The following is a 13396-nucleotide window of genomic DNA, read 5'->3' on the forward strand; positions in this document are numbered from 1 at the left end:
GTACGCCTTTTTGCATTTAAAAGTATTCGCTCATTATTTCATTAAGCCTGTTAAATGCTACTTCGTATTCTTCGTGGGAGTTGATTCCAAGGTTTGTCTCATATATCTGGATTCCTTCAGAACTGACATACTCTAACCTTTCATCCCATATATCGCATAGGTCTCTGTGGATGAAGGATTCCAGAGTTGAATATATATCAAGTTTATGAAGGATGATATATTCCTGAGTAAGAACAAGTTCAACTTCATGTAGTTTATCATTTGCAATACAGTATATTTCCCTACGTGCTTCTTTGTCAGAATACTTCTTCTCCTTAAATTCATAGATAAGCTGTATGGTGTATTCAGAAACGTAGTTGATTTTGCTAAAGGTTGTTTTGCTCAGTTAAAAGAAGTTACAGAAAAGTATCATGAAGTCTCTGAAATCAATGAAAGTCTTAGAGGGCAGAACAGCAATCTCAGGGAACGTATTGAAGACCAGGAGAAAGAGATTGATGAGCTGTATGATTCAAAAGAGAAACTAGGGTATTTTGAGACTTTTTTAAGAAAAGAAGACTATGATAAGGTCATTGAGATGGGCGAGGAACAGGATAAGAGATATGCCAGAAGTAGGTAATATAGAGTGTTCTAAGCAATCGTTTGCATAGGACACTCTAATGGCTTTTGAAACAGAAATACGAAATTGTAAAAATTTGATAATATGTTCGATTTCCGTTTACGAAGAAAAGAAAAATTGTTAAAATGAGAAAGGGAGACGATAGGAGAATATTATGGCGAAGAATTTATTATTAAGCCCAATGTTAAAGTGGGTTGGTGGGAAAAGACAATTATTATCGGAAATAGTACCGATGATTGATAAAAATAGTCCTATGTATGTTGAACCATTTATTGCCGGAGGGTCTGCCCTTGGGACAGGTTGGAAAATACGGTCTGCTTTGGCTGAATTATATGAAAGAGAATCATAAAGAACGATATCGACTTTTGTGGAGAATTGGAAGATTATACAAAGTGGCGTGTCAGGTTCATGAGGAGGCTTGGGAGATGCTGGATGAGATAATGGAAAAGCGTTTGGCGAAACATCTTCCGGAAGATCCGTCTTCCACAATGAAGATGTGGAGGTTAAGGGAAGAGGCTAAACAGATTGGAGAGGAGATGGTGTTAAGAGATGTCGTATACCGTTCAAGGTGATGGAGCGGTGGTTTGAAAAGTGAATTATCTTCTTATCTGTAAAAAGACTGTCTTGTATGTTTGTACTGGTGGGGCAAAATATGAGGCAGTCTTTTTTGACATTTTTGTGACACTTTTTTGATATGTTTCTGGCATTTAAATTGGGAGATTTGTGTGGAATAATAATACTAAGATTAATTGTTGTAGCTGTAAGTTGGTGTGGTGAAATGATGCAATGAAAAAATGCTTGCATTATTTTTAGAAGAGGGTCTTAGGGGGATTTTTCCCCTAACAAGGTCGGCAATCGGGGGGATATCCAGATTGCGTAACTTGCAGTGCACAGAGGAAAATTGCAGTGGAAAATGATAGGTGGTAATATATTTCGAGATGTTGAAAGTTTCGAGATAAGGAATTATAATTTACATAGTATGATTGTCTGTTATATAGGAGGCAGATATGGATAGTGAAACAAAGGCATGGTTGCAACATTATGATAGACAAAAAATAATATTGCCAGATCGTTTTCTTCCGGAGAAAGATTTTATAGAATATCATAATGATGTGATCTTTATAGGGTGATAATATTGATATCTTTCTAAAAATATACAATATGCAACGTATTTATTCAGAGGAGGTAATAAAAAATGAATTATAATCAATTTCCGTATATTATTTTTAATCAAAATACATTATTGAATCAGATAAGCCAGCAACAGAGGATGTATGAGATACAACAACATCATCAAGAGCAACAGAAGAATATTATGGACATGAAAAAGGCTATTGCAGATTATTGTAAGGCAGCACGCAAGGTAGCACCTGATTATCAACAGATTGCAATAAACGAGTGCTTACAGGAAATAATATTTCAAGCTACTAAAGATGGATATCAGAATTAATATGCTTCGTCAGACGAGCAGATGAAAAGGATGATGAAATAAGTAGTCGGTGGGACAGTTGGCAAGGAATAAATTGATACAAATTGTGGTATAATTGATTTGGAGTCTACGGCTTGTGGACTACTTAGAAGAGGTATGTGAGGGATTTGGTGAAAATCCTAGCTAGGGAATAAAAATGGTGCCGAAAAGGAGCCAATAAAGGAGCCGAACATGGCAAACAATGTGTAGGTCCTCAACTTGGGGATTTGTTTATATAATCAATACTATGATAAAAATAAGCGGTGTTTTAATCGGAGTTTGGTCCTGCTTTCAGAAAAATGGATTATATGATTGAAGGAAACCCTGCAATACTTAGTAAAAAGTAGGAAATGCCAAAAAATAAGCTGAGAATAAATTCTTGGAGGACATATGATTTCAAAAAATGATTGGAAGTTATTTAGGGAGAAACTGCCCGAATGGCAGGAAAAATATATGGAAAAGTTAATCAACGAGTATGTCATCTTCCTCAGGCAAGAAGACAAGGTTGCATCAGATAAATTCTGGGAGCTGGAAAAAAGAATAAAGAAAGACAGGAAGAATCCGGGCGTCATCATGGAACTGAATAAACCAGAAGCAACATGGGATATTGCCAATCTGATCCGTCATAAGGTCATATTGGTCGATGATCTATCCCACTTCAGCGAGGAATTGCAGCAGGATGTGAAAAGAATACTTGATGTGAATTGAAAGAGCTTATTTTCGGAAGGAGTGACATAGAATGATTGATATATACACAGAAAAAAAAGATTCAAAAGACTGGATTCTTCAAAATGATTTGTATTTTAATTTGAATACAAGTAATGAGAAGATGTCCGAGAAAGAAATTGATCTTATCAGGCAGGTGGATAAGGCCAGACTTACACCGGATAAGCACATAGAAACAAAATATGGACTGGGTACGATTCGAAATTTGTCTTCCGGATGTAAGACATTGCTTAACATTGTAAAGCATCCGGAAAAAGTGGTGTGTGTAGAGGAGTGCGGACCGAACGTCCTGAAAATCATATTTGCAATGGATAATATAAAGATTTACATGTCAAGACCATCTTTTGCGGACATTCCGGATAATATGAAAATTCGGTTCAATGATGCAGACATAGTGACCGGAGGCACAGGGTATCAGACCTGGTGGAGTAAAGAGTATGAAAGGAGAGAAGCAGATGATTTATAAGAACATTGCGTTTAAAGCAGATCCATTTTCATACGACTTAACGTTTGATGATAGAATCACTCTTGTCGGCGGAGATAGCGCTACAGGTAAAACAGTTCTTTACGAAATGTTAGAGGACTTAAGACTTACTGACGAATACAAGGCAATCAAACTGTTCAATTACAAATCAGATAACCTTTTCGAATCAATCAAACAGTGCAAGGGCAATTTTATTGTGATGGATAATGCGGATATTTTGGTGGATGATGATGTCAGGAAATTTATTAATTTTGAGTTTTCCAACCAATATATGCTGTTCCTCAGAAATTGCGATGGGTTGAATGTATCAGACAAGAGTTTTAAAGTGTTGAAGTTTGAACAAAACAGAATCACACTGGAAGAGGAGCTGTGAGATGAAATATTTATGGACGGAAGATACAGGCGCAGGGCTTCACTTTTGGAAATTGGTTAATCAGCTTTTCTATGATGGTGCACTTACAGTTGAGAGTAAGGGAAGCAATCAGGGGTTACTGAATGCACTTTCAAATCTGGAAGTTCAAGAGGACGATACATATTATATCGCGTTCGACCAGGTGGTTGATAATCAGGATATCCGAAATAAATATCGTCTTCTGAAATCAATGGCGGACAAGTCAGAAGGTAAGGTTAGCATTCTTGACATGATTTGTTTTGAGTACTTTATACTTGCTTTTGACAAACTGGTTCCATGGACCGGAACTGGCAAGACGGATAAAATCAAGATTCGTGAAGATATTTTGGCGGCAGTGGAGGATCATAGAATCAATTTGTCCAAGATTGGTGATGCGAAAACTTTACAATTTTTAGCTGGTTTCAAAAGGTACTCCACAGAGCGAGTAATGAAGTCATTAGTAGGTGAACTGACAGAGAATGAAAAATGGTCTGTCAAGGGCTCGCTTATGGGCGAGTGCTGGTACAGGGACTGTTGTGTATCGGAACATCCAGAGAGTCTTAGATGTGGTGAGCCGGAAGTAGAAGCAGGAAATGAAAAGATGAAGCATCTGATTCAGTCAGAGAAGGTGCAGAAAGTATTGGAAAAATTGAGTATCTCTTGATATTTCCAGGGCTACTATTTTCAGAGATTATGCAAAGATCAAAAAGGTCACAGGGGCTGTGTATGATAAAATTGTAGATGAACCATATCTGGGTTATCAGGTTCATCTGAATAAGCTGAGTGCAGGATGGCGTCCGTTATTCCAAAAACATAAAACAATTAAGACGTTTAAGGAACTGGAAGAATTTATGATGAATATGGCAGGAAGTATTCCTGGCAGCAGTATTTTGACAGAGTGTACAGGCACAGTCAGCGTCAGCTGGAAGTATTTAAGTGGATTTATGAAATAGATCTCTTTTTTAAGGATAGTTAACCAACATTGCACGTTGTACCCTGTACAGAGAAGGAGGATGAGATACATATGCCGTTCTGCCATAGAATATATGAAGAAAAAGAAAAGCAGGCGCGTAAGCGTTTTAAGGTATATGAAAGATCTCGGTCTGGGGTGAAATACTGGGAAGATCCGGATTATCCATTTGATTGGACCGAGGGAGACTTTTGCTAAAGGAGCTGATTGTTTATGTATGAAAATATTGACATGAAGAAAACCGGATTCTTATTGAAAGAGACGATAGAAAAAAACGGTTACACAGTTAAAGATATACAGAACATATTGCACCTGTCCTGCCCACAACCTATTTATCGGTGGATTAAGGGGAGAATTTTACCATCGGTTGACCACCTTGTATGTATTGAGCACGTTGCTGAAGTTGCATATGGAAGATTTGCTTGTACCGCAATATGTGCATAGTAGTTTTATAGAAATACACACAGACTACATTGCAAGGCCTAGAAGACTATATGAATATGGGAAACGATTATGTTTGATGAAATCTGCATAGAACCGGGCGAGGAAATAATATGGAACAATCTTTGACAGATACCAAGGAAATAGCCCACAAGATTAGGAACATTAATGAATTAGCATATAATACTTACAAGCCCATAGTCGACGACATATGCGTAAGAAAAGCGTCTGAATCCGAAGTGGAACACTTGCTGGATTATATGGTGGGAATATGTAATAATGAAAGAATACTTGAACTGTTCAAGCGGGTTTGCAGGAGTTATATAGATATATATCCGCAAGTAATTATGTCGGAAATACGCACATATAAAGAGATGTATGAAGAGGCATAAGAATGTGGGAGTATATAGACGATGAAACACCAGTATTATTTTTTACGAAGTAGATTTAAAATGAAGATATGGATTATTTGTAATAGACTTAAGATAGGAGGAGTTTATGGCCGATAGACCGAAGAGCTTTGAAGAGTTTTATTACTTGAAGGAAGATAAAATATGTGATATTGACGTTGTTGAGGAATATGCAACCAAGAACAACGGAGATATTGGAAAGTATGAAGGAAATATGTATTGTCCAGAGTGCAAGGAAGCAATTTTGACGTTTTGTGGAAAAACTTCTAAAAGAAGAGCACATCTTAAAAGAATACCATCGTCTAAACATAGGGAAAAATGTTCATATAATTATGAGTATGCTTCGTCAAAAAGGGTGAAGGAGTTTGTTGATTCTTTGACTTATAACGAAATTCAAGATAAGTTGAAAAGTATACTTAATATGCTTTGTAAGCAGCATAGACCCAATACAGACAATGTAGGGGGGGTGATGAGAGCAATAACAAGAAGCAGAATCCGCTGTTGATTGTTGATAGAAAAGAAAATGTGGATGTTCTAAGGGCATTGAGGCGTAAGAGAATTAATGCTTGGATAGATAAATCGGATGGAGAAGATTTGTCACTGTTTTACGGGAAAGTGAAACTTGGCATTCGTGAGAAAACTAAGATGAATAAGGAGACCGGTGAATCGTACACATTTTATTTCTTAGAAATTTTCACACAAAATAGGCAGGGTGAATGGAAATATAGAACCAATATTTATAGAGGAGGTATTAAAGATGAAATCAAAAATGATGTCATCTACAATATAGTAATTATTGGACATTTGAAATTCAATTTTAAGCCATTCACTATAGAGTTGGCGAATCGTGATGCAATCAAGTTTCAAAAAATTGATAAGTAAAGAGGTGTGGATCACATAGATGGGGGATAAATAGTAATCAGTACTTTTAATAACCCCGTTGGTCAGAGCGTTGTTGGAAAGGTTAATATAATTACATTTAAATGTTTTGGGCTATCAAGCCAGAGGGACCATATAGTATAGAGGAGACAAGGAATGTCGAATGATTCAGAGTATACAAAACGGGAACATTTTGTCCCGAGAATATATTTAAAAGGCTTTTCTGAAATAAAGAAGAAAAAATTCAAAGAAAAATCGTTGACATGGGCATTTAATGTAAGGACAATGCAGCAAATAAATTGCCAGGTTGATATTGAAGATTTTTGTTTGGAAGATAATCTCTATGAATTAAGAGATGAAGAAGGCGAATTCATTGCACGAAATGCCATAGAAAAAGCATTTAGTAGAATTGAGGCGCGAGTCGGAGCAGTTATTGAGATAATAAAAACAAAATCACAAAATGAGAAGTGCTTGGTGTGCCCGAATATTTTGTCTGAAGATGATAAAAGTATATTGATTATACTAATGACAATGATATTGTTTCGAGATCCCGAAACGATAAATCTTGGAATAAAGTTTTTACAGAAAGAAAATCCGGACATGGATGAGAGAGCATCAAGAAATTTTACTCTTTTGAATTTGCTGCCACTAGGCATTATTCCTGAATGGGATGAGAATACGGTTATCAGAGAGGCGGTCACGAAATATTCTGGAATGGAAGTTCAAATTGGAATAGCGTCTGATGATGTGATCATTACATCGGATAGACCGGTTATAGAGTGGTCGCCGAAGGATATAGAATTATTTAATCGCCCTCGGGCAGTGGCTTTTCCGTTGACATCCAAACTTGTCTTGTATTTGTTTCCCATTGAGACTGACCAACAGATTGGAAGAAGTTTCTTTTTTGAACTAAGTGACGAACAAATCAGGGATATTCAGACCAATGTTGCAGTTTGCACAAGAGAATGGATCTTTTCAAGAAATGCTTTGACAGAAGAACAGATGGAACGGATTAAGGAAGGGAGAAGTAGGCCAAAAACATTTTAGATGTGGTGCACCGGAGGTGGAAGAAGGAAAAGAGAAGATGAGACACCTAATTCAGTCGGGAAAGGTGAAGAAGGTATTGGAGAATATGATTTCCTCTTGATTTTTCACCCCACATGCCCCATAATGTCCACATGGACTGGTAAATCTTTCGGTACTAATATGGTACTATTTTTTATCGTAAAGCCGGATACAGAGAGGAAAAATAGTACTATTCTATACAAAATGGTATAGAAACAACCTTAAAATAGAATCGGACTACGAAGGTCTTTGCGAACTGGAATATACGATAAAATGTGGGAATTCGCTTAAACAGTGGGTTCCTTTTTTGTAGTTGCAAAATGGTTGCAATTATTTTGCATTCACTCTTTTAAGAATCTTACGCCGGATATTATGACCGGCATCAATCACTCATTCGAGTAATTTTCACATATATAACTATCTACAAACATTTTCGGATTTTCGAAAATCATACGCCACATATCTTTAGAAATTAAATATTTTTTATGAAAAAAAGTTGCATAAAAAATATTTAGTGATATAATATTGATAAGGAAAGAAGAAAAGTGACTTGGAGGAATGAGCCATGATTATAGAGGTAAGAGCAAAAAACTGTTATGCATTTGAGGATGACATTACATTTTCAATGAAAGCAGATATGCGAAATAAGAAATTTGGAGCCAATGTTCATAAAGAGAACAATTTTAATGTTCTTAAAACGGTAGGAATATATGGCCCAAACAATGCAGGAAAAACCTGTTTGATTAAGTGCATTAGGGCAATAAAAAATTTGCTTTTAAATAAGAAAAATGGTTTAATGCCTAATATATTTACTGAGAGTGATGTATGTGAGTTAGGCGTAACATTTATGTCATCAGGAAGAAAGTTTTCTTATGACTTTAAGTATGATGTAGAAAAAGAAGAATATATATATGAATCATTTTCTGAGATATTCAAAGATCAGTATAACAATGAAAAAGAAGTTTGCTGGTTGAAAAAGGATACCATTAATGAAATATATGATTGTATTGACGAAGCAGTGCAGACTATGATTCCGGTTGTTTCGAAAAATAATTTGCTATGTTATGTAATAGATACAAGTAAATTTGAACATATCAACGAGATGAAGCGGATTCTTGTTGGATTTGCTGAGAAAATTGATATCATCAATATGAATAACATACCTATGCAGCATACTATAGAACTTATGAAGAATAAGAATCAGTTACAGCAAAAGGTTGTTGAGTTCATAAAAAATGCAGACTTGTATATGGATAACTTTGAATATGTGGACATGGATAAAATACAACTGAAAACTGGTGAAGGTGATGAAAAGCCGGACGAGAAGGTACTTGATATTCCAGAAAATATTATGGATCAAATTAGACTGGTTTCCACATATAAAGGCGTCCATGTACCAAGCATGATATTTGATTCTACAGGAACAAAGAAGATTGCGGCTATTGCCAGCTATGTTATTGAAGCACTAGAACAGGGCAGAATTCTAGTTGTAGATGAGTTGGATAGCAGTATTCATTTTAAGCTTACCAGGGCGATTGTTGCGATGTTTAATAACGAATTGAATACAAGTGCGCAGATGATATTTACAGTACATGATATTAACCTTATGGACTGTAAGAGAATGTTCCGGAAGGAGCAGATTTGGTTTGTTCACAAAGATGAAGAAGGCGTATATGTATATTCACTTGCTGATTTTACTGCACAGCAGGGAGTGAGAGATACGACGGATGTTATGGAAAAATATAGGAAAGGTGCTCTTGGAGCATTGCCTGATCCAGAACTAATCAATTCCTTGCTTAGTATTAAAGGTGATGTAAAGGGGGATGATGCCGATGCCAAATAAGCTCCCAAAGTTTTTGGATAATCACAAAATCTGCATTATCTGCGAAGGCAATGAGGAATATGAGTATCTTAAGCGCTTGAAAGATTTGAAAGTGTGGAACGAGCAATATGCCATTTCGTTAGTTAATGCCGGTGGCAATGGAAATATCCCGGCGAGGTATCAGGACCGGTACCAAAATGGAGCAGACGAACTGGTGCTTGTGTTCTGTGATACGGAAAAGAAACCTCATGAGCAGTATGAGGACATTAAACGCAAGATTAATGAGTTCCATGGTGTGGATAATGCAGCAGATGAAGTGATTATGTTTGGTAATCCCTGTACGATGCAGATAATATCCAAGCATTGGACCGACGAAAATTTGAAATCGCCGGCAAAAAAGACAAATGCTCCTATAATAAAAAAGTATACTGGGGTGGAAAACTACAAAGGAAGAGAAGACCAGATTCGAGAAGTTATGGAACATGTTACTGAGGAGAATTATGTGGATATGTGCCAGCGAGTGTGGAATTTAGAGTCGGATGATTCTGTTACTGGTAGCAGTAATTTTGGAAGGTTTATTAAGCTATTTGAGAGTGATGACAGTGGCTGGATTGAGGAGATTGGTAGTGTACTTGAAGAATAGCTGATATAAACAAGTATGTACATAAGAAGGAGAGGTGCATAATGAGTCGAGTTATAGACCAAAGATTAATAAGTAGTGCAATGCTGGCTGCTTTGGCTGAGCATGATGGAGCAGATACTCTTAAGATATTTGAAATGCCTATTAAGATTTGTATATCTTATACAAGCAAATTTGGTGATGTAATAAATGATAGGGATGTTATCGCTGAATTAGATAATAGATTTACAATTCATAATATGCCATTGGCAGTCTTCCATAAAATTTGCGGTAGAATGAGTAAGGGAAAAAATAAGGTTTTAGAATCTTTGTCGTACAATAATTATCGATTAATAACAGATTTGTCTACTGTCGAGGAAGAGTTTCGGAGGCAGGAAAACTTAACACATGAAGAAATAGTACAAATAATTGAAAAATTAAAAATTTGGCTTGAAGAAAAAGTGCCTGGATTCAACAAGGATGAAAAATATGTATCTGAGATTTTTAATAAGTTTATAAAATCCAGAGGAGTTGATATTTTATTTGAAACGGACAATCTTCGGGAGGATGTGGCCAATACAGTTGGAGTAGAAAATTATCAAATAGGATGTTTTATTTTACATACTAAAGAAAATGATACTGCTCTATTTGGCAGAATGGCTGAAATTATTAAGGGAATTATGATTGCTTCCATCATATATCTGGGAACAAATGAGACTACTAAGTTCATTAAGAAAAGACGAATGAAGGAAGTTGATGTTTATCTTGATACAACGCTATTGTTATATGCTATGAATTACAAGACGCGTGAACAAAAGAATGTAGCTGATTCATTGCTTGATTTATTACGAGCTAACGGAGCTAGGTTATATGTGTTTAGAGAGCACTATAATGAAATGACCGATATTTTGAAAAATTTTCGTGATCGAGATGCAAATAGTTTAAATTGTTCGCAGACCTTAGAACGACTAGAGGAAGATAAACTTTCTTCTGTTGAAATTGATATGGAAATCAATGCGTTATCCAATAATCTAAAAAAAATAGGAGTAGATATTGTTGATACTGAGGAATACAAATCAAAAAGTAATTATGAGAATGAGGATGAGTTTATTGATTACAAGGGATTGCAGGAGTGTCTTGTAAAGGATATTCCTAGTTATTCTCGATCACAGAGAATGTTGGCAAACGATGTTGACGCAATTGCTTCAATATGTCTGAAAAGAAAAGGGATGAGGGTTGAAACTATTGAGTCATGCAGGGCAATTTTTGTAACCACAAACTATAAATTGGCAAAGAGTTGTAATAAGTTTTTAAAGTATAATCAATATCAATTACATATACCTCCGACAATGGGAATTACAGATATAACTACACTGTTATGGGTAAAGTATGGTTTTTCTAATCCTGATTTGCCCATGCGCCAGTTAGTTGCAATTGCTAATGCGGCAGTTACATCATCAAAAGCAGTTATGCAAACTTTTTTTGAAATAACGGGAAGGCTTGTACATAGAGGAGATATTTCGGAGGATGAAGCGGCAGACATGCGTTATAGCGCTTATGCACGCGCTGAGATAATGCATATCTCTGGCGGAAATCCGAGTAAGCTGGATGATACTACTGTGTTAAGTGTGCATAATAGAGTTAAAGAGAGTTATTCGAAAGAGGAAAACATAAGGGCAAAAAAAGCCGAGCAGCAACTAGAAGAAGCTAACCTTCGAACTGATAAGGCTTTGAAAATGGTAGATACATATGAATCTGGTATTATGAATAGTATTACAGATTTGAGAAAGGATGCTAAACAAAAGGCTGAAAATGCCGCAGGAAAATGCGCTAAATATTTGTCATCAACCATAAGAGGAATAGTAGTACTGCTTATGGTTATTTCGACAGCATTAGTTGTTTACTATGGGATTAATAATTCTAAAGGATTTGTGGCTTTGGCCGTAGCGGTGATATCTGGAGCAAGTACAATTACATTATGGATTCCTGCCTTTAAAGCATATTCTAAGATAAAGCAATATATATTTGGTTGGATTGAACCTCAAATATATGAGAAAAACTTAAGTAAGCGACAGGGGGAAATAGATAGGTTACAAGATATGCTTGATAGTAATAAGAATATTCTACTGTAATATAAAGAGTGATTGCAAAATGCTTGCAAAATGCTTGCAAAATGCTCCAAAACGACAAAGAATATGTAGAATTTTAAGAATAATTATACCAAATATGGCAATCTATAATTCGACTAGATACAATAGATAGTTGCCAAAATCGAGTTTGAATAAAAATATATATCAGTGCTTTAGCACTGTAATAAATAAACAGAATAGCCTACGAGTGTTTACACTCAATTAGGCTGTTCTGTTTATTTATGGAACCGACGAAGTCAGGTATATATTTTTATTCTAGTTCCACAGGTTTCTGGTGGTCAGATGACAGCAAGATAAAGCGAAGCGGAGTCGAGCTGACAAGTGCAAATAAATGTGAAAAAATAGGGTGTATAATATGATATTATATTAAGTAGATAGTGATTTTTTTAGGAAGGATGTGATACAGAATTATGAGTATGCATAAAGAAATAGATTATGAATATTATCTTGAATTATTAGTTAAAGAAAATGATTATTATACATTTATTTCAAAATTAAAAGGTATGCCAAGAGATGTATATGAATTAATATTTGATGCCGTGGTAAAATTCGAAATACCTGTTGGAACAAAAATGTATAGAGTTGGCAAATATGAAGAGTATAAAACACCAAGAGAGCATCAAGGTGGAGGAAGATTTGATAAAAATCAGTTTATTTTTTATTCAGGTCAAGATATAGATATTTTAAGAGATGAATGTAAAGATGCTAAATATTTATTTGAATTTGTAGTTAACGAAAAAATAGTTTTAGGAACATTGTCAGCACCATATGGATCGGAATATATGCTTATTTATCATAGATTACATGAAATATGCAGAGCAGGAGATAATGATAAGTTTGATAGAATTGATCCCTTGATTGATGAACCTAAGGATATAGCAAAAAGATTTGGAACAAAATTATATGAATATACAAATTGGATTGGAGACAAAATTATAAATAGATATCCAGATGGCATTGCATATTGTTCATCATATATGCCGTTTGAAAAGGTGTTAAATGGAACTTTATATTATATGGGTGGAGATGAATGAAAGAATAACTATGGAACATTATATGCATTAACGGAACAAGGATACAATAAAATTAAGTTCGTTAATATGTCTGATTTATAGAAGAAATGAGTAACCTAATATGATTATAAAATGTGTCAGCTTTTTGCACTCGAATTAGCACTCATCTCTTGACAGTGCTAACAATTAGTGCTATAACATAGTTAGAACAAAGGAATAGAGAAGATTCCGGGTAAGGATCCAAACGCTCCTTCCCTTGCTCATGAAACTTATTTAATTATATTTTTATTGAGAAAGAGGAATGACTTATGTTACTACCTAGTATTTTTGGAGAGAATTTAT

The 13396-nt window shown here is 35.4% G+C and carries 17 protein-coding genes; all 17 read left to right on the forward strand.

Annotated features, from left to right (window positions below):
- Positions 1-770 precede the first annotated feature (770 nt).
- The 17 genes from B5D16_RS12425 (at position 771) to B5D16_RS11905 (ending at position 13075) form a co-directional block, all read left to right on the forward strand.
- Positions 771-965 carry a DNA adenine methylase gene (locus tag B5D16_RS12425; RefSeq protein ID WP_143405125.1) on the forward strand — a complete coding sequence of 65 codons (195 nt, stop codon included), beginning with the start codon at positions 771-773 and terminating at the stop codon, positions 963-965.
- A complete protein-coding gene (locus B5D16_RS11825; RefSeq protein ID WP_242943042.1) occupies positions 949-1188 on the forward strand; it encodes a TnpV protein in 240 nt (79 codons plus the stop codon). Before B5D16_RS12425 ends, B5D16_RS11825 begins: the two co-directional genes overlap by 17 nt.
- A gap of 435 nt (positions 1189-1623) precedes the next feature.
- The gene (locus B5D16_RS12740) at positions 1624-1746 is read left to right on the forward strand and encodes a hypothetical protein (RefSeq protein ID WP_278286387.1); all 123 of its coding nucleotides are present in this window, start codon (positions 1624-1626) and stop codon (positions 1744-1746) included.
- Between the two features lie 185 nt (positions 1747-1931).
- The gene (locus tag B5D16_RS12745; protein WP_278286388.1) at positions 1932-2066 is read left to right on the forward strand and encodes a hypothetical protein; all 135 of its coding nucleotides are present in this window, start codon (positions 1932-1934) and stop codon (positions 2064-2066) included.
- 408 nt (positions 2067-2474) lie between these two features.
- Complete coding sequence (locus tag B5D16_RS11835) at positions 2475-2792, forward strand: hypothetical protein (protein ID WP_078767189.1); 318 nt, start codon at positions 2475-2477, stop codon at positions 2790-2792.
- A 31-nt stretch (positions 2793-2823) separates the two neighbouring features.
- A complete protein-coding gene (locus tag B5D16_RS11840) occupies positions 2824-3276 on the forward strand; it encodes a DUF4869 domain-containing protein (RefSeq protein ID WP_078767190.1) in 453 nt (150 codons plus the stop codon).
- On the forward strand, positions 3248-3667 hold the full coding sequence (locus B5D16_RS11845; RefSeq protein WP_242943043.1) for an ATPase: 420 nt from the start codon (positions 3248-3250) through the stop codon (positions 3665-3667). Before B5D16_RS11840 ends, B5D16_RS11845 begins: the two co-directional genes overlap by 29 nt.
- Position 3668: 1 nt before the next feature.
- Positions 3669-4349, forward strand: a complete 681-nt coding sequence (locus B5D16_RS11850; protein ID WP_078767192.1) for a hypothetical protein — start codon at positions 3669-3671, stop codon at positions 4347-4349.
- A gap of 58 nt (positions 4350-4407) precedes the next feature.
- On the forward strand, positions 4408-4638 hold the full coding sequence (locus B5D16_RS12500) for a hypothetical protein (protein WP_159444383.1): 231 nt from the start codon (positions 4408-4410) through the stop codon (positions 4636-4638).
- A 230-nt stretch (positions 4639-4868) separates the two neighbouring features.
- Positions 4869-5099: a helix-turn-helix domain-containing protein gene (locus B5D16_RS11860; RefSeq protein WP_242943044.1), complete on the forward strand. Its 231-nt coding sequence runs from the start codon at positions 4869-4871 to the stop codon at positions 5097-5099.
- Positions 5100-5594: 495 nt separating this feature from the next.
- Entirely contained in the window at positions 5595-6011 is a 417-nt protein-coding gene (locus B5D16_RS11870) for a hypothetical protein (protein WP_078767194.1), read from the forward strand.
- Positions 6008-6388 (forward strand): hypothetical protein, encoded by a 381-nt coding sequence (locus B5D16_RS11875; RefSeq protein ID WP_078767195.1) that lies wholly within the window; start codon positions 6008-6010, stop codon positions 6386-6388. Before B5D16_RS11870 ends, B5D16_RS11875 begins: the two co-directional genes overlap by 4 nt.
- Positions 6389-6541: 153 nt before the next feature.
- The gene (locus B5D16_RS11880; protein WP_078767196.1) at positions 6542-7432 is read left to right on the forward strand and encodes a DUF4238 domain-containing protein; all 891 of its coding nucleotides are present in this window, start codon (positions 6542-6544) and stop codon (positions 7430-7432) included.
- A gap of 583 nt (positions 7433-8015) precedes the next feature.
- Positions 8016-9293, forward strand: coding sequence for an AAA family ATPase (locus B5D16_RS11890; RefSeq protein ID WP_078767198.1), 1278 nt, complete (start codon positions 8016-8018; stop codon positions 9291-9293).
- The gene (locus tag B5D16_RS11895; RefSeq protein WP_078767199.1) at positions 9283-9915 is read left to right on the forward strand and encodes a hypothetical protein; all 633 of its coding nucleotides are present in this window, start codon (positions 9283-9285) and stop codon (positions 9913-9915) included. Before B5D16_RS11890 ends, B5D16_RS11895 begins: the two co-directional genes overlap by 11 nt.
- 41 nt (positions 9916-9956) lie before the next feature.
- The gene (locus tag B5D16_RS11900) at positions 9957-12023 is read left to right on the forward strand and encodes a hypothetical protein (RefSeq protein WP_078767200.1); all 2067 of its coding nucleotides are present in this window, start codon (positions 9957-9959) and stop codon (positions 12021-12023) included.
- A 434-nt stretch (positions 12024-12457) separates the two neighbouring features.
- Positions 12458-13075, forward strand: coding sequence for a hypothetical protein (locus tag B5D16_RS11905; RefSeq protein ID WP_159444384.1), 618 nt, complete (start codon positions 12458-12460; stop codon positions 13073-13075).
- Positions 13076-13396: the final 321 nt, after the last annotated feature.

The organism is Eubacterium uniforme, assembly GCF_900167115.1.
Classification (GTDB): domain Bacteria; phylum Bacillota; class Clostridia; order Lachnospirales; family Lachnospiraceae; genus Eubacterium_S; species Eubacterium_S uniforme.